Source organism: Pedobacter sp. SYP-B3415, assembly GCF_004138205.1.
Taxonomy (GTDB): domain Bacteria; phylum Bacteroidota; class Bacteroidia; order Sphingobacteriales; family Sphingobacteriaceae; genus Pedobacter.
In genome coordinates this window covers 179,131-200,393 of record NZ_RXNQ01000037.1, presented here as the reverse complement: position 1 = coordinate 200,393, position 21,263 = coordinate 179,131, and the positions used below count along the sequence as shown (strand labels likewise).

The 21,263-nt window shown below is 47.3% G+C and carries 16 protein-coding genes; 13 read left to right on the top strand and 3 right to left on the bottom strand.

Annotation, left to right across the window (positions count from 1 at the left end):
- Positions 1–66: 66 nt before the first annotated feature.
- The gene (pgi, locus tag EJV45_RS19220) at positions 67–1,713 is read right to left on the bottom strand and encodes a glucose-6-phosphate isomerase (RefSeq protein WP_129718337.1); all 1,647 of its coding nucleotides are present in this window, start codon (positions 1,711–1,713) and stop codon (positions 67–69) included.
- 94 nt (positions 1,714–1,807) lie between these two features.
- Between pgi and prfB the strand changes: the two genes are divergently transcribed.
- A protein-coding gene (prfB, locus tag EJV45_RS19215; protein WP_129718335.1) for a peptide chain release factor 2 occupies positions 1,808–2,885 on the top strand; the annotation gives its coding sequence in 2 pieces (ribosomal slippage) (positions 1,808–1,867 and positions 1,869–2,885; 1,077 coding nt in all).
- Between the two features lie 24 nt (positions 2,886–2,909).
- A complete protein-coding gene (locus EJV45_RS19210) occupies positions 2,910–3,824 on the top strand; it encodes an alpha/beta hydrolase (protein WP_129718333.1) in 915 nt (304 codons plus the stop codon).
- 138 nt (positions 3,825–3,962) lie between these two features.
- Here EJV45_RS19210 and EJV45_RS19205 read toward each other — a convergent pair whose 3' ends face one another.
- The gene (locus EJV45_RS19205; RefSeq protein WP_129718331.1) at positions 3,963–4,835 is read right to left on the bottom strand and encodes a transglutaminase-like domain-containing protein; all 873 of its coding nucleotides are present in this window, start codon (positions 4,833–4,835) and stop codon (positions 3,963–3,965) included.
- A gap of 41 nt (positions 4,836–4,876) precedes the next feature.
- On the opposite strand from EJV45_RS19205, the gene EJV45_RS19200 reads away from it, so the two are divergent.
- From EJV45_RS19200 to EJV45_RS19190, 3 genes are all read left to right on the top strand, one after another.
- Positions 4,877–5,659: an O-methyltransferase gene (locus EJV45_RS19200; RefSeq protein WP_129718329.1), complete on the top strand. Its 783-nt coding sequence runs from the start codon at positions 4,877–4,879 to the stop codon at positions 5,657–5,659.
- Positions 5,660–5,914: 255 nt separating this feature from the next.
- Positions 5,915–6,280, top strand: coding sequence for a BlaI/MecI/CopY family transcriptional regulator (locus EJV45_RS19195; RefSeq protein ID WP_129718327.1), 366 nt, complete (start codon positions 5,915–5,917; stop codon positions 6,278–6,280).
- Between the two features lies 1 nt (position 6,281).
- A complete protein-coding gene (locus EJV45_RS19190) occupies positions 6,282–8,492 on the top strand; it encodes a hypothetical protein (protein ID WP_129718325.1) in 2,211 nt (736 codons plus the stop codon).
- A gap of 21 nt (positions 8,493–8,513) precedes the next feature.
- Here the strand turns inward: EJV45_RS19190 and EJV45_RS19185 are convergent, their stop codons facing one another.
- Complete coding sequence (locus EJV45_RS19185; protein WP_129718323.1) at positions 8,514–9,647, bottom strand: BamA/TamA family outer membrane protein; 1,134 nt, start codon at positions 9,645–9,647, stop codon at positions 8,514–8,516.
- 657 nt (positions 9,648–10,304) lie between these two features.
- Between EJV45_RS19185 and EJV45_RS19180 the strand changes: the two genes are divergently transcribed.
- The 8 genes from EJV45_RS19180 to EJV45_RS19145 all read left to right on the top strand — a co-directional run bounded on the left by EJV45_RS19180 (position 10,305) and on the right by EJV45_RS19145 (position 21,248).
- On the top strand, positions 10,305–11,285 hold the full coding sequence (locus EJV45_RS19180) for a deoxyhypusine synthase family protein (RefSeq protein ID WP_129718321.1): 981 nt from the start codon (positions 10,305–10,307) through the stop codon (positions 11,283–11,285).
- Between the two features lie 380 nt (positions 11,286–11,665).
- Positions 11,666–12,958 (top strand): c-type cytochrome, encoded by a 1,293-nt coding sequence (locus EJV45_RS19175; protein WP_129718319.1) that lies wholly within the window; start codon positions 11,666–11,668, stop codon positions 12,956–12,958.
- Between the two features lie 45 nt (positions 12,959–13,003).
- Entirely contained in the window at positions 13,004–16,084 is a 3,081-nt protein-coding gene (locus EJV45_RS19170) for a TAT-variant-translocated molybdopterin oxidoreductase (protein ID WP_129718317.1), read from the top strand.
- Between the two features lie 20 nt (positions 16,085–16,104).
- The gene (nrfD, locus tag EJV45_RS19165; protein WP_129718316.1) at positions 16,105–17,577 is read left to right on the top strand and encodes an NrfD/PsrC family molybdoenzyme membrane anchor subunit; all 1,473 of its coding nucleotides are present in this window, start codon (positions 16,105–16,107) and stop codon (positions 17,575–17,577) included.
- Between the two features lie 2 nt (positions 17,578–17,579).
- Complete coding sequence (locus tag EJV45_RS19160; protein WP_129718314.1) at positions 17,580–18,116, top strand: DUF3341 domain-containing protein; 537 nt, start codon at positions 17,580–17,582, stop codon at positions 18,114–18,116.
- Positions 18,109–18,699, top strand: a complete 591-nt coding sequence (locus EJV45_RS19155; protein ID WP_129718312.1) for a cytochrome c — start codon at positions 18,109–18,111, stop codon at positions 18,697–18,699. The genes EJV45_RS19160 and EJV45_RS19155 overlap by 8 nt, the downstream gene beginning before the upstream one ends.
- A gap of 17 nt (positions 18,700–18,716) precedes the next feature.
- Entirely contained in the window at positions 18,717–19,931 is a 1,215-nt protein-coding gene (locus EJV45_RS19150) for a quinol:cytochrome C oxidoreductase (RefSeq protein ID WP_129718310.1), read from the top strand.
- Between the two features lie 66 nt (positions 19,932–19,997).
- Positions 19,998–21,248, top strand: coding sequence for a cytochrome c oxidase subunit II (locus EJV45_RS19145; protein WP_129718308.1), 1,251 nt, complete (start codon positions 19,998–20,000; stop codon positions 21,246–21,248).
- Positions 21,249–21,263 lie beyond the last annotated feature (15 nt).

Genomic DNA, 21,263 nt, shown 5'->3' with positions numbered 1-21,263 from the left:
TAATAAGAACAGCGAAAAATGTTTCGCAGAAGACCCGCCGGCGGGTTGGTGCCGGCGGGTTATAAATTATCTCCAGGATTTATACTGGTTTATTAGGCCATTTGTCGAGGCATCATGCGAAGAAACCATTTCATCATCTTTTAGCTCGGGAAGGATATTTTTTGCAAGCTGTTTGCCGAGCTCTACACCCCACTGGTCAAAGCTGAAAATGTTCCAGATTACACCCTGAACAAATATTTTGTGTTCATAAAAAGCAATGAGGCTGCCAAGTGTGTAAGGTGTTACCTTTTTCAGTAAAAATGAGTTTGTTGGCCGGTTGCCTTCAAATACCTTGAACGGGGCAAGCTTCGCGATCTCAGCATCACTTTTGCCTTCTTTTTTAAGTTCATCCGTTACCTGTTCATGCGTTTTGCCGTTCATGAGTGCTTCGGTTTGGGCAAAATAGTTCGAAAGGAGGATCGGGTGGTGCTCACCAAGCGGATTCAGGCTTTGCGCAGGTGCTATAAAATCGCAGGGAATTAATTTTGTTCCCTGGTGAATCAGCTGGTAAAAAGCATGCTGCCCATTGGTACCGGGTTCGCCCCAGATAACCGGACCGGTCTGATGCTCGACCTTCTTGCCATCGCGACCCACAAACTTACCGTTGCTCTCCATGTCCCCCTGCTGAAAATAGGCGGCGAAACGGTGCATATACTGGTCGTAAGGCAGAATGGCCTGGGTTTCAGCGCCCCAGAAGTTGATATACCAGATGCCCAGAAGCGCCTGAATTACAGGAATATTTTTTTCGAATGCGGTGCTGCGGAAATGGTTGTCTGCAGCATGGGCACCGTCAAGCAGCTCAATGAAGCGGTCAAAACCAATTGCTAGCGAAATGGACAGCCCGATGGCGCTCCATAACGAATAGCGGCCCCCAACCCAGTCCCAGAATTCAAACATATTTTCGGTGTCGATACCAAATGCAGAAACCTCTTTGGCATTTGTAGACAGCGCTGCAAAGTGTTTGGCAACATCGTCCTGCTTTGCCCCGCTATCAAGGAACCAACTGCGTGCACTGTGCGCATTGGTCATGGTCTCCTGCGTTGTGAACGTTTTTGAGGCGATCAGGAATAGAGTCGTTTCGGGGTTCAGGGCTTTCAGCGTTTCAGCCATGTGCGTGCCGTCGATATTTGAAACGAAGTGCAGATTCATGTGGTTTTTGTAGGCTTTAAGCGCCTCTGTTACCATGACAGGGCCAAGGTCAGAGCCGCCAATGCCAACATTCACCACGTCGGTGATTGTTTTACCGGTGTATCCCTTCCAGTCGCCGCTGATCACCGAATCGCTGAACTTTTTCATCTTCGCCAGAACAGCGTTCACCTCAGGCATTACATCTTTACCGTCAACTTCGATAGCGCTGTTGCTGCGGTTGCGTAATGCCACATGCAGTACAGGCCTGTTTTCGGTTTCATTGATCCGGCTTCCGCTAAACATAGCTTCAATGGCTTCATTGAGCTTACATTCCGCCGCCAGGCTGATCAGCAGCTTAAATGTTGTCTCGTCGATACGGTTTTTTGAAAAATCAAACAGGATATCTTCAAACTTAAGCGAAAACTTTTCGAAGCGCTGGGGGTCTGCCGAGAAGAGCTCTTTCAGATGGACGGTATGAACAGCGTTAAAATGTTCCTGAAGCGCACTGTACGCTTCTGTCCGGGTCAGATCGGTTTTTGGTAGCATCGTCTAAACTTTTTTTGTAAAGGTAATATTTTTGAATAAGCCGGCGTGGATGCATCGCGGCTGCAGTTGTGCAATTTATTTTACCTTTGCCTTTATGACCAAAGAACAAATTCAGGATTTAAGGGATAGAACAGCTTCCCTGAGGAGGCATCTTTGACGTCGATGCCCGCTTAAAAATCGTAACAGAAGAACAGGAAAAGACGCTCGCGCCAGATTTTTGGGATGACCCGAAAGCTGCCGAGGCGATATTGGCCAATATAAAGGCAAATAAAACCTGGACAGATGCCTGGCAGCAGGTCAATGCATCGGTCGAAGACAGCCAGGTCATGCTCGACTTTCTGCAGTCGGGCGATGCTTCAGAAAGCGAAATGCAGGACCAGTTTGCGCAGACGCTTACCCTTCTTGAAGACCTTGAGTTCAAAAACATGCTGAGCAGCAAGGAAGACCAGTTGCCGGCCGTCATGCAGATTACGGCAGGTGCCGGAGGTACCGAAAGCTGCGACTGGGCATATATGCTCATGCGTATGTACATGATGTGGGGGGAGAAAAACGGATACCGTATCACCGAGCAGGACTCGCAGGAAGGGGAGGTAACAGGCATTAAGTCTGTAACCCTCCAGTTTGAAGGCGATTTTGCCTATGGTTATCTGAAAGGGGAAAATGGCGTTCACCGTTTGGTGCGCATCTCACCATTCGACTCAAATGCGCGCAGACACACGTCTTTTGCCTCGGTATATGTTTACCCGCTCGTGGACGATACAATTGAGATAGACATTAACCCCGGTGATATAGAATTTGAAACGTTCCGTGCCGGCGGTGCCGGCGGGCAAAATGTAAATAAAGTTGAAACCGCTGTACGCCTGTATCACAAGCCTTCGGGTATTGTGATCAAAAACCAGGAGTCGCGCTCGCAGCTTCAGAACAAGGATAATGCAATGCGGCTTCTGCGGTCGCAGCTTTATGAAGTGGAGCTGAGAAAGCGTATGGAAACAGTGGCTGCGATAGAAGGCTCAAAGAAAAAAATCGAATGGGGTTCACAGATTAGAAATTATGTGCTGCATCCCTATAAGCTCGTCAAAGACCTTCGCACAAATCATGAAACCTCAAATGCCCAGGCAGTGCTGGACGGTGATCTGAATGATTTTTTGAAGGCATACCTGATGGAATTTTAAACTGTTATTACGCTTCTCACTCACATGAAAAAGGTTGCCATTCTTATTTTTTGCCTCAGCATGCTTAGTCAGCTTCAAGCCCAGGAAGTCATTCCCTTGTACCGAGGTCAGCTTCCCGGTTCCAGACCTGTACCGGCAGATTATGTCGAAAAGGCGGAGCCCGGCAAAGACGGTATTTTGCGCATCAGCAAAGTGTCAGTACCGACGCTTACCTGGTTCCCCGCACCAAAAGATAAGGCTAACGGAACAGCAGTGATCGTCTGTCCCGGTGGGGGATATAATATTCTCGCCTTTACCCATGAAGGTACGGATGTGGCGAAACGGTTAAATGAGGCGGGGATTAGTGCATTTGTGCTGAAATACAGGCTGCCTTCCGACCAGATCATGGAAGATAAACGTTTTGCTCTGCTGCAGGATGCACAGCAGGCGATATACCTGGTCCGTTCAAACGCCAGAAAGTACGGCATAAAAAAGAACCGCATCGGCATTATGGGCTTTTCGGCTGGCGGACATTTCGCTTCGACACTGACGGTGCATTATGCGGACAGGAAGATCCACCAACGGGAAAAGATCAGTTTCAGGCCTGATTTTTCTGTGCTCGTTTACCCGGTCATCAGCTTTTCAGAGTCAGTGCACACAGGAACTATGAAAAATTTGCTTGGTTCCAATCCTGCGGAAGCAGATAAACATTACTTCTCTTCAGATAAACAGGTCGACAGGCAGACACCGCCTGTGTTCCTGGTGCATGCGGAAGATGACAAAACAGTTGCGGTACAAAACAGTCGCCTGTTCAAAGCAGCGGCCGACCGTGCGGGAATAAAGAATGACCTGTTTCTCTACCACCTGGGTGGGCATGGTTTCGGTATGTATAACAAAAAAGAGGCTGGAGACTGGTTCGCTGCTATGCTGACCTGGTTGAAAAAAAACGGCCTGATTTGATAGCTATCTGCGCTTGTTTCAGCGTATCTGAAGCTATTTAAAGTGTCCCGATTAAAGGGACTTCACCTTAAAGTTGGTAACTTTCGTAAAGTTACCAACTTGGTTTTTATTTTCCTAAAAATTAAAAAAATTTCTTATTTATTCTGTTTCGCCGGTCAGAATATGCTGCAGTTCCTGTAATTCTTTCACCTTATCAGGTGCGCCTGCATTTTCATAGGCCGAAATGAGGTTGCGCAGCACCCGGCGGATGATCTCCGTATTGCTGCAGGGCCGGTAATAGCCTGGCAGCGGGTCCAGGTTCAACTGACGCAGGAACTGGTCTACATCATGTTTGCCGAATATGTTTCCTTTATTAAAGGCATTGATGTAAAACAACACGCCAAACTCCTGCTCATGTTCACGCTTTGTTTCATCCACATACCCCAAAATAAAATGCTGCGGTAAATTGATGCCGTAAATAGGTATGTCAAGCTTCTGGGCAAGGGTGGAATAAATGATGGCCAGCGATATCTGGTTCCCCTTCTTACTTTCCAACACCTGGCTGATGTACGAGTTTTGCGGATCGTGGTGGTTTTTTGTATTGCCCCCGAATCCATGCTGGTTATACAACACGTGGTTGATGAGTTTCACCTTTTCGATCGAACTCATTTCGTATTGCAGATTTACCCAGATATCACGCTTCATTTCCTCGATCTGAAAAATAAGTTTCTGCTCGTCCAGGTCAGGGTACTGATACCGGTTAACGATCAGGGCGCCCTGAAGAAGATCGAAGGCACCGCTCATATACCATAGGTTTAGATCTTCTTTAACAGAATTGAATTGTATGCGATGTACAATATTCTCTATCCGTTGCTGCATTAATGCATCAAACGATTGCTCCCATGCATTCTCAAGATAATCCACAACCTCATTCCCATACTCGAGCAGTTTTTTCTCTACATGACCATAAACTTCCTCATCGGGGTCATCTAAAAGTTTAACGAGTGCGCTGATTTCTCCAATATTTTCCATAAAACTTTATCCTGATGGCGCTGTTTAGCTACTTTTGCCCCATGAACACGCAATTTTTCGTCGATTACCTGAAGCACAGGCTCACCGCCAAAAGCCGTCACGGAACGCATTCTCCATTTGTTTATAAACTCGCTGACGAGGTAATTTACGATTTTGCCGCTACACAGGATTATCAAACAATAGAGAAGCAGCGAAAAAAACTTTTGAATGACGATCGGTTTATCACCGTGACCGATCTGGGTGCGGGATCGCACCTAAATAAAAACAACCGTAAACAGGTAAAGACGATAGCGCGGAATGCGTTGAAAAAGCCGTCGCTGGCACAGCTGCTTTACCGGCTGTCCCGCTACAGCCAGCCCAAAACGCTTATCGAGTTAGGTACCTGCCTTGGTATCACCACATCATATTTCTCCAAAGCATGCCCCGGCGCAGAAATAACTACCATAGAAGGATGCCCGCAGACCGCCGCTGTGGCGCAGGAAAACCTGAATGCACTTGGCTGTGGAAATGTTCAGCTTCTTACGGGAAACTTTGATCACATCTTTCCTGAGCTTGTTAAAACCACCCCCAGGCTGGACTTTGTTTATATAGACGGCAACCACCGTAAAGATGCCACGATAGCTTACTTTGAAACCTGTCTTCCCAAAGTGTATGAAGGCACCATGCTTGTTTTTGACGATATTTACTGGAGCGCCGGTATGAAAGAAGCCTGGGAGCAGATTAAAAGCCATCCCGATGTAACCGTTACCGTCGATCTTTTCTGGATCGGACTTGTATTTTTTAAAAAAGGCCAGGCTAAAGAGCACTTCAGGCTGAAAGTCTAAGCAGTGTACATGCTGTCTTTTATAAGGAGCGCAGTGCCACCACGCTGATCTGCGCCTGTTCCTGCTGTCCGCTGTAGCCCTCATGCTTCGGGGCTGCCGCTGCCATCAGGGCTGAACACAAAACCAGTTCCCAAACGTCCGTTTTCCCTTCAAATCCAATCCCTTCGGGAACCCAATTTTTCTGAAAACTGAATATTCCGTTAAATAACTTATAATTTAGTTGTATAACTGAAAAATAAGTTATAGCTTTAGTTTATGGAAGAATTAACAAAGGCTGAAGAACGCATTATGCAGGTAATCTGGAAATTGCAGCGTGCATTTGTAAAAGATATTCTGGAAGAACTGAACGACGATCCCAAACCACCTTATAACACGATTTCCTCAATCGTACGCCTGCTGGAAAAGAAAGGTTATGTAGGGTACAAGGCTTATGGTAAAACTTATGAGTACTTCCCGGTCATTGCCCGCGATGACTATGCAAAGACCACCTTCGGCAAACTATTTTCCGGCTATTTCGATAACTCTGCCGCAAGCCTGCTTTCTTTTATGGTGAAAGAAAAAGCGCTTAGCGATGATGACATTGCGGCCATCCAGGCGCTGATCAACAAACAACAACGATAACATGGAAATCCTGCTTTATCTGCTCAAGGTTAGCCTTTGCCTGTCGCTATTTTTCGGCCTTTATTTTTTCCTGCTCCGCGGAACGACATTCTTTTTATTGAACCGGGTATATCTGCTTACCGCGCTGCTGGCGAGTTTTATAATTCCGGCTATGCGGATCGTTATTGAACGCGAAACGCCCGCCGTCCCGGTCGTGCAGGCAACGCCAATCCCCGGCCACGATATCCTTACCACTGCAGAACCCCTTTTAATTGAAAGCGCAGAACAGAGCGCTGGCGCTGTATGGTCAGAACCCACTCGTCTGCTCCTGCCTGCCTATAGCCTGATGGTACTTATCTTTCTCTTGCCCCTGATCAGGCAGATATTCCTGTTGCTGCTGCAGCGCAGCAAGCCGTACCGCAGGATGGGCAGGCTGCGGATTATAAACAAACGGCAGGGTTTTACAAACTGCTCGTTTTTCAACCAGGTGTTTGTAAACCCCGACCAGCTAACCGACGAGCAGGAACTTTGCGTTTTCCTGCGGCATGAAACCGTGCACGTCACACAATGGCATTCTGCTGACAAGGTCCTGGCCAGGCTAGCCGCGGCCGTACTGTGGTTTAATCCGGTTGTCTGGTGGTATAACCGCGAGCTGGAACTGGTGCACGAATTTGAAGCCGACAGCAGTACCGCACAATATGGCGATGAGGCGGCTTACGCCAGCCTTTTGTTACGCATGGCAGGGCGGCCCCTTGCCCCGGCGCCGGTTCACCACTTTGTACGCCACCCCGTGCGTCAGCGGATTGAAATGCTTTTTACCAATCAATCAAATAAAATGAGAAAATTTATGTACCTCGCAGCACTGCCGGCAACGGCGCTGCTGCTCTGGGGCTTCTCGGTCAGCTATGTCGACGTGCCCGGGCAAGAAGCCGCCCAGTTAAAAATTCAGGATAGCAGCTGGCGCAGCGATCCGGGTTACCTGCGTGCGAAGGCCAAGATCGATTCCTTGCACGGCAAGCCGCTTAGCGGCAAAATAGGCGCCCTTTGGTCGGGAAGTTTTGCCGAAGGTTTTGTGCTTGAAACCGGAGGGGAAAAACTTCGTGTAGCCCTTTCGCACAAAAAGCTAACACAGGCCGGCTTAATGGCCGGACGCGGTGTCAACATTACACTCAGGGGTGTGCTGGTTGACCAGAACAGGGTGATTACCTTTGTGCCTACCGAGATCAAAAACGCGGCGGGAAAAACGGTCTATAGGGAGAAAATCGTAAATCATGCTTTTTTATATGAGGCTAACTGGGCCCGTTTTGCCCATAGCCGGATCAGCGGGCTTTCCAAAGATGCCGCAGGGAATATAACGAGCCTCGTGCTGTATGATGGTCACTTTACACTCAGGTTTAACCTGTCGGGTCAGCAGCTGGCAGCCGGTAACTTCCGCAAGGGCGATTCTGTGCTTGTCAAATTTTTCGGAGAGTCTAAAACCGGAAACCGGAGTTTTGCGTCAAGCAAACTCATAGCCTTATACAGCGAGCCAAAGGGTAAAGAATTGCGCAATCCGGCCCATCATGACAGGTTTTATGAGCAAGACGGAAAACAAAAACGTCCCTCAGGGTCAACAGGTTTGAGGTACCAGGGCGCAGTCCGGACCTCGCAAAGCAGTCAACCCGCGGCAGGTGCTGATGTCGGAACCGCCTGGGCCCGGCTTTTTGGACGCATGAGAATGAATTTTGCAACAATAGAGAAGAAGGGTAATCTTGTCCGTGTGAGCGATGCTTCAATTGTTTTTCCGAAAATTACGATAGATGCCCGGCAGGTTGTCATCAATACGTTAACGGACCAGCTTACCGCAACCGACTTCAACATGATGAAGGATGGGAAAGTCATTGAGCACCCGCCAGGCGCGCAGCTGATTTTAAATACCAGGACCGGCGCTTTTTCGATGAAACAAAGCTTGCAGAAGCAACATCCTGAACTGCAGGCAGAATATGCGGCACAGGATTCGACCATTGTAAATAAGAGCGCCTCGCGGATTGATCTGTTTGGCAAGGCCGAACTGAAGACACCTTTTTTTAAAATTGAAGGAAGTCATATCGAATACGATTATAAGGCCGAATCAGTCAGGGCACATAATTTCGCCTTTACGCACCTGCGCAAGCCGGAAGTCAGAACAACAGGCAGCCTGCTTACCGTAGATTTCAAAACCGGTACCTATTCCGTACAGGGCAAGCTCTTTTAGACAGTACGATTCAAAACTATATTAAAACGCTTCCGCCAGGCTGATGTAAAAACCGCCCTGGCGTTTTTCATTTGGCCGTTTTTCCCCGATGCCATAATCGAGGCGAAGGCTGAGGCCCTTTTCCGGGTCAAAGAAATAGCGAAAACCACCCCCGTAATTGGGCTTGAAGGCGTTGATGGCCAGCGAACTTTTTTCGCCAAATACCTGACCGGTGCCGATAAAGGCCGCTGCACCAAAACGGTGGTTGTACCTGAAGCGCAGCTCGCCCTGAAAGGCAAGCAAATTTTCATCGCGATACCTTCCGCTATAATACCCACGCATCATCTCGTCGTTGCCTAACTGCGGCAGGATCCAGAACGGGGTATTGCTGCTTTGTACGGTCTGATAGATTCCCTGAGCGGCAAAAATAAATTTGGGATGTAACCGCCAGAAACTGCTGGCATTGGCCAGGATCCGGCTCCCGCTGAAATTATCGCCGCCGAACAGGTCGGGGGCATACTGATAGGCTATCCGGCCGAAAAAGCCCGTGCTCGGATAATTGTTTGAATTTCTCGTATCATAACTCTGCGACACACCGACAAAAAATGCCTTGCCGCCGGGAACACCCCTTAAGCCCGGCTGACCGAAAATGCCGCCGTTCTCCTTATCAGTGAAATGATACTGCTCAAAGCCAAGCGATAGTCCTGTATACGCGTGCGGGAGCAAACGTTTCTCCAGGTCGAACGCAAGTTTTACCATATTCTGTACCAGCCGGTCCTTGTTTGATTCTAACGTGGAGTTCCCCGTGCCAAAAAAGTCAAACGGCATTTTCCGGATCTTTACATCGCCAATATAATGGAAGCGGTTTCCCGGCGTCCAGCCGTCGGCATTCAGACTGATGTTGAAAATCTTTTTGGTCGAGGTAGAAAAATTTCCTGAAAAATTAGAACTCCGGTTTGTCGTGTCTTTACGGTCGGCATAAAAGGAGTATAGTGCCCCAAGACCAAATTCAATACCGATTTCCTGTGAATAACCGAACACGGGCACCGGCATAAAACTCGGCGCGCGCGTGCTGTCTTTTTTATTTGAAAGGTATTTTTCAATCAGCTTGCGTTGCGCTGCAAGGGGCAAAGCTACCATTAAGATCGCGATCAGGGAGAGAAGAACTTTTTTCATGAAACGCAAAAGTAGTTGTTTTGTGTCCATAGTCGAGCCATGAGGGAGTGAAGTTTTAAGTTGTAGGTATGAGGTTGTAAGTCGGGGCGCATATCCCTGAATGAGACCAAAGAAAAAGGAAAAAGGAGGAAAGAACGCGACGCCTAACCCCTCAATGAGATTAAAGAAAAAAGAGAAAAGACTGAGCCACGAACCATGAATCAGTGAAGTTTTAAGTTGTAGGTATTAAGTTGTAAGTCTGGGCGCAGAGCCCCTCATTGCCGCTAGCCGAACCACGAACCATGAATCATGAGTCAGGACTGGGCGCAGAACCCCTCACGCGACCAAAGAAAATGGAAAAAAGACGAAAGACCACGGCGCAGAACAGGTCCTGCGTCATGCAGAGTATGCGCCACGTCTAAATACGAACTACGAATATCTATATACTATTAAGAGACTCAAATCTCACCTCTCAAATCCCGAAGCGACGTCTGGATACGAACTACGAATATCTATATACTATTAAGAGACTCAAATCTCACATCTCATATCCCGCAGCCACGTCTAAATACGAACTACGAATAACTATATACTATTAAAAGACTCACAACTCATTTCTAATCACCAATTGTCAATTCCCCTCATTTTCTTAATTTTGCAGCTTCAATTCAAAACACAATGAGCACGACAAGAGGACCTATCTCACAATTTATAGAAAAAAATTACCTGCATTTCAACTCGGCAGCGCTCGTAGATGCAGCGAAGGGTTACGAAACGCATTTGGAGGAGGGCGGTAAAATGATGATCACGCTTGCCGGCGCGATGAGTACCGCAGAACTTGGTATTTCACTTGCCGAGATGATCCGCCAGGACAAAGTCGGAATCATTTCCTGTACCGGCGCCAACCTCGAGGAAGACATCATGAACCTGGTTGCGCATTCACACTACAAACGTGTACCCAATTACCGCGACCTGAGTCCGCAGGACGAATGGGACCTGCTGGAAAACCACTACAACCGTGTTACCGATACCTGTATTCCTGAGGAAGAGGCTTTCCGCAGGCTGCAAAAGCATATTCACAAAATCTGGAAGGACGCTGACGACAGCGGAGAACGTTATTTCCCGCACGAGTTCATGTACAAAATCCTGCTGAGCGGCGAACTTGAGCAGTATTACGAAATTGATCCGAAAAACTCCTGGATGCTGGCTGCCGCAGAAAAAAATCTGCCAATCGTGGTACCCGGCTGGGAAGACTCGACCATGGGCAACATCTTTGCATCTTATGTAATTAAGGGCGAAATTAAAGCCACAACCATGAAAAGCGGTATTGAATATATGGCCTGGCTTGCAGACTGGTACGTGAAAAACAGCGAAGGAAAAGGAATTGGCTTTTTCCAGATCGGTGGTGGCATTGCGGGGGATTTCCCGATCTGTGTGGTCCCCATGTTATACCAGGATATGGAGATGGAAAATATTCCTTTCTGGAGCTATTTCTGCCAGATCTCTGACTCAACCACGTCTTACGGTTCTTATTCAGGCGCCGTTCCGAATGAGAAGATCACCTGGGGCAAACTTGACATCGATACGCCGAAGTTTATCGTTGAATCTGATGCAACGATCGTGGCACCGTTAATTTTTGCCTGGATCTTAAAACAATAATCCGGTTTAAACCCTTCTGATAATATCAAGCCCGGCAAAGCGTCTGATTTTGCCGGGCTTGTTGACTGAATAGAAGCGACATAAACGTGAGCCGGAGCGGGCCTTGAAGGCCGCTTATATATTGTAAAAAAAAGTTTTTTTCTTTCCAAAAATGGTCGTGTGAAGGAAGGCAGGAGACCAAAGCAAAAATGCCTTTTAAACCCATTTTAAGGCGGAAAATAGCATAGTTTAGAATGATTATAAATTGTATTTCACTGTCATTCCTTTGTCATTGGTATCTTAATAAATGATACTTTTGTGCAAGTTTTCGGCGAGGTGATTTAAGTCCTTTCTCCGGTAACATACACAACGAATTAACAATAAAGCATAAAATACTCATTATGAGGAATATCTCATTGATTTTTAAAAGAGCCTGGAGGTCAGTAGTGATGGTTTCCGCCTTCTCTGCTTTCGCGGTTTCGGCGGTGAATGCTCAGGATGCGGCAGAGGGTAGAACGATTTTTAAGCAAAAATGTTCTGCATGTCATGCTCTGGACCGTGATATGATTGGTCCAGCCCTGCAAAAAGTCGTTCCCACAAAAAAAGAAGAATTCCTGCTCAAATGGATCAAGAATGCACCTGCGCTGATTGCTTCAGGGGATCCTGAAGCTGTAGAGGCTTCAAAATTCAATCCTGGCCAGGACATGACGCCGTTTCCGACCATGACAGACGCACAAATTAAAAGTGTTCTGGCTTATGTAGCGGAAGGGGAAAAAAAACCTGCAGGCGCGACTACTACGGAAGCAGCAAGCGAAGAGGTTTCAGGTCTTTCAATTGCCGGTATCGTTGCCATTATCCTGGTTTCGATCCTGGTGCTGATCGTGCTGAGCCGCGCAATCAAAGCACTTGAGCGTTTGATTCTTCAGAAACAAGGCATTGCCATTGTAGAAGAAGAAAGTGTTCCGGTAAGTGTTGGTATCCGTAAGCTGTTCAGCAACAAGAAATTTGTATTGTTCTTTATCCTGTGCCTTGTTATCACACTCGGATCATTCGGTTGGATGGGTATGTGGAATACAGGTGTACATACGGGTTACCAGCCTGCGCAGCCTATTAAGTTCTCGCACGAACTGCATGCCGGAACAAACCAGATCGATTGTCAGTACTGTCACTCAGGGGCATTCAAATCTAAAAATGCATCGATCCCGTCGCTTAACGTTTGTATGAACTGCCACAAAGCGGTACAGGCACGTGACAATTATGACGGAAACATTTCTCCTGAAATCCAGAAGATCTATACCGCGCTTGGTTACGATCCAGAGAGCATGACCTTTGACAAAACAAAAGAGAAACCTGTTGAATGGGTTCGTGTACACAACCTTCCGGATTTTGCTTACTTCAACCACTCACAGCACGTTGTGGTAGGCGAGCAGGCTATCCGCAAGGAGAAAGGTCTGAAACCTGAAGAGCCGGTTTGTTTTGCTTGTCATGGTCCTGTTAATACCATGGAAGAAATCTACCAGTTCTCTCCGCTCACCATGAAATGGTGTATCAACTGCCACAAAGAGGCTGAAATCTCTGGCAAAGACAATGCCTTCTATACCAAAGTGATCGCCGCACACGAGAAGATCAAAAAAGGCGAGAAGATTACTCCTGCACTGCTTGGCGGTATGGAGTGTGCAAAATGCCACTATTAATAGAAGATTAGTTAAGAACGTTCGATAAACAGTAATATAGCTTAAATGGAAAGCAACAAGAAATACTGGAAGGGTTTAGAAGAGTATAACAACACAAGTGAATTTGTTGAAGCCAACAAAAGTGAATTCGCTGAACCCCTTCCAATTGAAGATGTTTTGAATGAAGCAGGCCTGAGTACTGTTACGCCCCGCCGCGACTTCCTGAAAGCCCTTGGCTTTGGTCTGGGTGCGGTGACGCTGGCAGCCTGTCAGACTGCTCCTCTGCATAAATCAATTCCATACCTGGTTAAACCTGAAGAGGTTATTCCCGGCATTCCGAATTTTTATGTATCCAGTTTCAAAGGTCAGAGCATCTTAGTTAAAACCCGGGAGGGTCGCCCGATCAAGATCGAGCCGAATCCCAATGCCGGTCCTTTCAGCCGGGGTACAGATCCGCAGGCACAGGCTTCCGTTCTTGACCTGTACGATGTTTCCAAGCTTAAAAAGCCGGTTGTAAACGGTAATAAAGATGCAAACTGGAAAGATGTAGACGCTTTTGTAAAAGGCGAACTGAATAAAGTTCAGGCTTCAGGCAAGAAAGTTAAAATCGTTTCATCAACAGTTCACAGTCCATCTACCAAAGCTGTGATTGCTGACTTTGCAACAGCTTACCCTACTACCAAACATGTTCAGTACGATCCGGTTTCTTACACCGGTATGATCAAAGCAAATGAAAACAGCTTTGGTAAAGCCGTACTGCCAAAATATAATTTTGACCGCACAGATGTAATCGTAAGTTTCGGTGCCGACTTCCTTGGTACCTGGCTGGGTTGTGAAGAAACAACAGCACAGTATGTTTCAAACCGCGATGCAAAAGCTCTGAAAGGCGGTAAGATGTCACGTCACATTCAGTTCGAGTCGGGCATGAGCCTTACAGGAACGAATGCAGACTCACGCATTACTATTAAATTGTCTGAAGAAGGTCCGGCGCTGATCGCCTTATACAACGCAGTTACCGGTCAGGCGTTATCAGGTGCCGCGCTTGGCAACAATGCGGTGGCTGACAAGGCAATCAAACTTGCAGCAAAAGAACTTGTAAACGCGAAAGGCAGATCACTTGTCCTTTCAGGAACAAACGACGTATCTACGCAGATCCTGGTTAACGCCATCAACGCTGCCCTGGGTAACTACGGTACAACGATCGATCTGGACAATCCATTCCAGAAATACGCAGGTAACGATGCTGAATTTGCTGAGCTGATCAACGAAATGAACCGTGGCGAAGTTGGTGCGGTCTTTTTCCTGGACAGCAACCCAGCTTACGATGCACCGGATACCAAAGCATTTGTTGAAGCTTTGAAAAAAGTTCCGTTAACGGTATCATTCGCTGACCGCGAAGACGAGACGGCTTCGATCTGTAAGGTAATTGCCATCAATAACAACTACCTCGAATCATGGGGAGATGCAAGTATGTACGCCGGTTATTTCTCGGTTGTTCAGCCTACCATCAACCCGGTTTTCAACACCCGTCAGGCAGAAGAAAGCCTCCTGAACTGGTCGAACAATCCGGTTAAAGAATACTACCAGTACGTTCGTAACTATTGGGAGAAAAATATCCTTCCTGCTTCAGGCAAAACCTGGAGAGACCTGCTTCAGACAGGCGTTGTAATGCTTCCAGCTAAAACCGCCGGAACGTACAGCTTTGGCCTGTCACTGGCAGCAGTCGTTCCTTCTATCGTAAACAGAGCTAAGGCGCTTGAAAAAGACGTGCAGTTGCATGTATATGAAAGCATTCCGATGCGCGACGGTAAACATGCCAATAACGCATTTCTGCAGGAGCTGCCTGATCCGGTAACAAAAGTTACCTGGGACAACTATGTATCGCTTTCGCCGAAGTTCGCCGAAGAACTCGGTTTCCAGGAATTTGACCTGGTACGCGTAAAAGCAGACAACGGTTATGAAGTGATCCTGCCTTTGCTTATCCAGCCCGGTCAGGCACGCGGAACTGCGTCTGTGGCATTAGGCTATGGCCGTACCAAAGTTGGTAAAGCGGGAGATAACGTTGGAAAGAACGCTTATCCGTTCGTTAAATATGTAAACGGTACACTGCAGTACGCCAATACAGTCAAGCTTGAAAAAGCGGGCGGACGTGAAGAACTTGCCCAGACACAAACTCACCACTCTTTCGAGGGCAGAAATGTGATCCGGGAAACTACACTGAAAGATTATCTGAAAAACCCTGCTTCAGGTTCAGGTAACGACCATGCGAAACACAAGACCTACGATCTGTGGGACAAATGGGAAACACCTGGCAATAAATGGGTAATGGCTATCGACCTGAACGCCTGTACCGGTTGCGGTTCATGTGTTGTAGCCTGTAACGTTGAGAACAACATTCCTGTTGTTGGTAAAGACGAGGTTCGCCGTCGCCGTGAAATGCACTGGATCCGTATTGACCGCTATTATAGCTTTAATCAGGACGGAGACGACAAAGAAGCACACGAAGGTGGTGCACACGGTACCGGAAGCGGCATCCGTTCGGTTACAAAAGAAACCGAAATTGCAGAGCTGGAAAATATGGACAACGTTTCTGTTGTGCACCAGCCGATGCTTTGCCAGCACTGTGACCACGCACCATGCGAGACGGTATGTCCTGTACTTGCAACCGTTCACTCATCAGACGGTCTGAACCAGATGGCTTACAACCGTTGTGTTGGTACCCGTTACTGCGCAAACAACTGTCCGTACAAAGTACGCCGTTTCAACTGGTTCAACTACTGGAACGACTCACGTTTCGATAACTACATGAACAATGAGTTTACACAACTGGTTCTGAACCCCGATGTAACTGCCCGTTCAAGAGGTGTCATGGAGAAATGTACGATGTGTATTCAGCGTATCCAGGGCGGTAAACTTGAGGCCAAACTCGAGAAACGTCCGCTGCGTGACGGCGACATCAAAATGGCTTGCCAGCAGGCATGTTCTGCAAATGCCATCATCTTCGGTGATGCGAACGATCCGGAATCGGAAGTATCGAAAGCACTGCGCAATGAGCGTGTATACTATGTGCTCGAAGAGATCAATACACAACCTGGTATTGGTTACATGACAAAAGTTAGGAACATAGACACAACTGTACAGGCATAAACCTGAAAAAAGAAAATATTATGTCAGGACATAACGAATCAATTTTAAGAGAACCCCTAATTACCGGTAAAGACATTACCTACGCCAGGATTACTGACGAGGTGTTGATGCCGGTAGAAAATAAGCCAAACAAAGCCTGGTGGATCGGCTTTATCGCAGCAGTGTGCGGCGCTTTGTTGTGGGTATTCGCAGTAAGCTACACCTTCTGGACCGGTATCGGCGCCTGGGGTCTGAACAAAACGGTAGGCTGGGCCTGGGACATCACCGGTTTCGTGTGGTGGGTAGGTATCGGTCACGCCGGAACGCTGATCTCAGCCGTACTCCTCCTGTTCCGTCAGAACTGGCGTAACTCGATCAACCGGTCGGCAGAGGCGATGACAATCTTCGCCGTAATTTGTGCCGCTACATACGTAGTTTCGCACATGGGCCGTCCATGGCTGGCATATTGGGTTCTTCCCCTTCCAAACCAGTTTGGTTCCCTATGGGTAAACTTTAACTCTCCGCTGGTTTGGGATATGTTTGCAATCTCGACTTACTTCTCTGTATCACTTCTTTTCTGGTATACAGGTTTATTACCGGACATTGCAACCATCCGCGACCGCGCTACAGGCCTGCGCAGAAAGATCTATTCGATCCTTTCATTCGGCTGGACCGGAAGCGTAAAGACCTGGCAGCGTTTTGAAGCCGTATCACTTATCCTTGCGGGTATCTCTACGCCACTGGTACTTTCGGTACACACCATTGTATCTATGGACTTTGCAACGTCTGTTATCCCGGGCTGGCACACCACGATCTTCCCTCCGTACTTCGTTGCGGGTGCGATTTTCTCCGGTTTTGCGATGGTACAGACGCTGCTGCTCGTGGCGCGTAAAGTACTCGGACTTGAGAACTACATCACCATGTTCCATATCGAGTCGATGAACAAGATCATCATCGTTACCGGCTCAATCGTGGGTGTCGCTTATCTTACAGAGCTTTTCATTGCCTGGTACTCGGGTTCAGAATACGAGTTGTACGCATTCCAAAACAGGATCTCAGGACCTTACTGGTGGGCATACTGGCTGATGATGACCTGTAACGTAATTTCGCCGCAGCTGTTCTGGTTCAAAAAGATCCGCGTAAGCATCCCGGCATCATGGGTACTTTCAATCGTGGTAAACATCGGTATGTGGTTCGAGCGTTTCGTAATTATCGTAACCTCGCTGCACCGTGACTATATTCCTTCCAGCTGGGTTATGTTCTACCCAACCTGGGTTGATATCAGTGTCTTCGTCGGTTCTATCGGTCTGTTCTTTACTTTATTCCTCCTTTTCCTCCGGGTATTGCCTTCAATTGCGATCGCAGAGGTTAAACTGCTGCTGAAATCAGCGAGTGAGCAGGAAAAGAGAAGACAAATCGAGAACAAAGAACACGATAAGGTTTATGTAGACTCTTATGTTGAGTCGCTCGAGAAATTTGACAGTGTTAAAAAAGAAGACTACGCAAAAGTATAACAATGAGTAATATCAAATATATTTTAGGCAGCTTTGGCGATCCTGATGAAATGATGCATGGCATCGAAAAACTTCAGGAGAATAACATCAAGATCTATGATGTGTACACACCTATGCCGATTCACGGAATCGAGGCTAAACTGGGTGTAAAACGTTCACGGATCGACGTGGCTGCATTCTGTTTCGGAATTACCGGCACCCTTTCTGCCTTTACGCTGATCTACCTGACCGCTGTCGTTGACTGGCGGGTAAACATTGGCGGTAAGCCGGCCTTCGCATTGCCGGACTTTATTCCGATCATGTTCGAATTAACCGTTCTCTTCTGTGCCTTCGGCATGGTTGGAACATATTACGCCTCCACCCACCTGTTTCCGGGCCGGGCGCCGAGAGTGATGGACCTGCGTGCAACAAACGACCGGTTTATCATTGCGATCGATGCGCAGCAGGGAGCAGAACATACCAAGGTAGATTCGCTTCTGAAAGAGGCAGGTGCCCTGGAAGTAAAGTATAACGAAAGGAAGTATATCAGCTATGAATAAGAATAAGATTGTTTTAGCAGCTTTTGTAGCTTTTGCTTTCGCTGCAACTATTTCAGCTTGTCGCGATAAACGCAGCATGGGCCTGGAGTATGCGAGAAACATGTATGATCCGCTGGGATACAACCCGGATCAGCCAAACAAGAATTTCAAGAACGGGCAGACTGCTCAGATGCCACCAAAAAATACAGTTCCGGTAGGTTTTGAACAAGATGAATTTTACCCGAACAGCAAAGAAGGTTATGAAGCCGCAGGTGCAAACATGGTTAATCCATTGCCTGCCGATAAAAAGAACCTGGCAGAAGGGCAGCACCTGTACAAAGTGTTTTGTTCACCATGCCATGGCGACAATGGCGACGGTCAGGGCCACCTGGTAAAGATCGAGAAGTTTACAGGCGTACCGGCTTATCACGGGCCTGATGCAAACTCATCGCGCGGCGGTCTCATGCAAGACCTTACCGCAGGCAAAATCTACCATACCATTACCTATGGTCTGAACAATATGGGGTCGCATGCATCGCAGATCACACCGCGTGAGCGCTGGAAAGTAGTGATGTATGTACAACAATTACAAAAAATAAAATAGAAAAAAGCTGAATATAAATGGGAACTCACAATTATAATTTATCAGAGCAGTTTGAGTTTGCAGGAAAGGCAAAAACCTTAAGCATAGTAGCGATCGTTATCGGTATTGCTGCGATTGTTTATGGTTTTCTCGACCATGCCTTACACGAGCGTACGTTCTCGAACCTGCTGCTGATGGCTTACTACTTTGCATGCGTCTGCATGTCGGGTGCTTTTTTCCTCGCTGTTCAATTCGTAGCGCAGGCTGGCTGGTCAGCGTCAATTCTTCGTGTACCACAGGCTATGGCCCGTACGCTTCCGCTGGCGGCAATCATCCTGATCGTTGTGTGCGGACTGGGTCTTTATACGCATGATCTTTATCACCATTGGAATGCTCCGGGTCTTACCGATGAGAGCAGTCCGAATTATGATAAACTGATTGCGGGTAAAGCCGTGTTTCTGAATGTACCTTTCTTCCTTGGTCGTCAGGTCGTATTCCTGGGCGTTTACAGCATTTTCGCGATGCTCCTGGTGAAACTTTCAGCAAATGAAGATCTTGCGGGCGGCTTGAATTCTTACAAAAAGAGCTTCAAGTACTCTTGTATCTTCCTCGTGATCTATGGTTTTACTACACCGATCTTTGCGTTTGATACGATCATGTCACTTGAAGCACACTGGTTCTCTACCATGTTCGGCTGGTACAACTTTGCCGCTATGTGGGTGAGCAGCCTTGCCATCATGGCGATCATCATTGTGCTGCTTAGAAAGAACGGTTATATGAGCTGGGTTAACAACAGCCACCTGCACAACCTTGGCCAGTTTATCTTCGGTTTCTCAATCTTCTGGACTTACGTTTGGTTTGCGCAGTTCCTGCTTATCTATTATGCGAACATTCCTGAAGAGACTGTTTACTTCTACAAACGTTTTGAAAGTTTCAAATTCTGGTTCTTCCTTAACCTGGTACTGAACTTCCTTTCGCCTGTGCTTCTGCTAATGGACCGTGACAACAAACGCAGCGACAACAAACTGATGTTTGTATCGATTCTCGTGCTCATCGGTCACTGGGTAGATTACTACCAGATGATCATGCCGGGTACAGTGGCTGAAGAAGCAGGTTTCGGTTTCATCGAAATTGGTACAGCAGTCGGTTTCGTGGGTCTGTTTACCTTTACAGTGTTGTCTAACCTGGCAAAGACACCGCTGGTTGCAAAGAACCACCCGTTCTTACAAGAAAGTTTACATCACCACCTGTAGGATACAGACTGGTCGAAATAGAATAAATAAATATCACACAAGAGTACATTGTACGGCTTTACGAAAATGAGTTTAATAAAGGTAATAGGTAATAAGAAAACAGTGGTCCTGACCGCACTGAGCACGGCTTTTGCCAGCGCAAGTGTGTTTGCGCAGGAGGCGGCTGTTTCGGCTACGACTACGGCTAATACGCCAGAGGCAAAGGTAGATATGGATGCGGTTTACAAATCGGTCATTTTTTACAGCCTTATATTTTTGTCGTTCTGTTTGTTCGTCGCCATTGTTGGCCGGGCCATCAAAGTTTATGAGCTGACCCGCGAGGTTCAGGGAAAACCTGCAGCAATCAACTGGAACAAAGTAAACGCAAGCCTCTTTGCGCTTTTCCTGCTGATCGGTCTGTATGGTGTGTATTGGGAGTATACCGTTCACGGCAGCATGCTCCTGCCTGATGCATCGTCAGAGCACGGCAGAAAGATCGACGAGATGTTCAATCTTACATTGATCATTACAACCATCGTCTTCATTGCTACCCACATTGCACTGTTTGCATTTGCTTATTTCTATAAACACTCCGCAAAAAGAAAAGCTTATTTCTATCCGCACAACAATACAATCGAAAAGATCTGGACCATTGCTCCTGCACTGGTACTGACTGTACTGGTATTGATGGGCTTCCTGACCTGGAGATCGATTTTCTACAAAACCGAGGATCCTAACAACAAAGCTCTTCAGGTTGAGGTAATCTCGGAGCAGTTTGCGTGGCAGATCCGTTATCCCGGTGCAGATGGTATCGTGGGCGACCGCAACTATAAACTGACTACCGGCGCAAACGTTCTGGGCATCGACTTCAAAGATAAGCGCTCGCGCGATGACCAAATGGCTGACGAATTGTGGCTTCCTGTTAACAAGCCCGTTAAAGTCATTCTTGGTAGTAAAGACGTTATCCACAGCTTTTACCTGCCACACTTCCGCGTTCAGCTGAACACCGTTCCTGGTATGCGTACATACTTTGAATTCACTCCAACTGCTACCACCCAGCAAATGCGTGAGAAGCTGAATGATCCGTCTTTTGAATACGTACTTTTGTGTTCGAAAATCTGTGGTCAGGGTCACTACAACATGCAGAAACGAGTTCGCGTTGTTACTGAAGAGGAGTATGCGGAATGGATTAAACAACAGCCTCAATGGTTAAATGACGACCTGAGAAAGGCATTCAACCTGCCGGTTTCGGCTACGCCTGCTGCAGCACCTGCGGCAGCCGCCGACACCACTGCCCAGGATTCAATGAAAGTGAACCCACAGGCACCTACAATTTAATATAAAGGAGAGAGC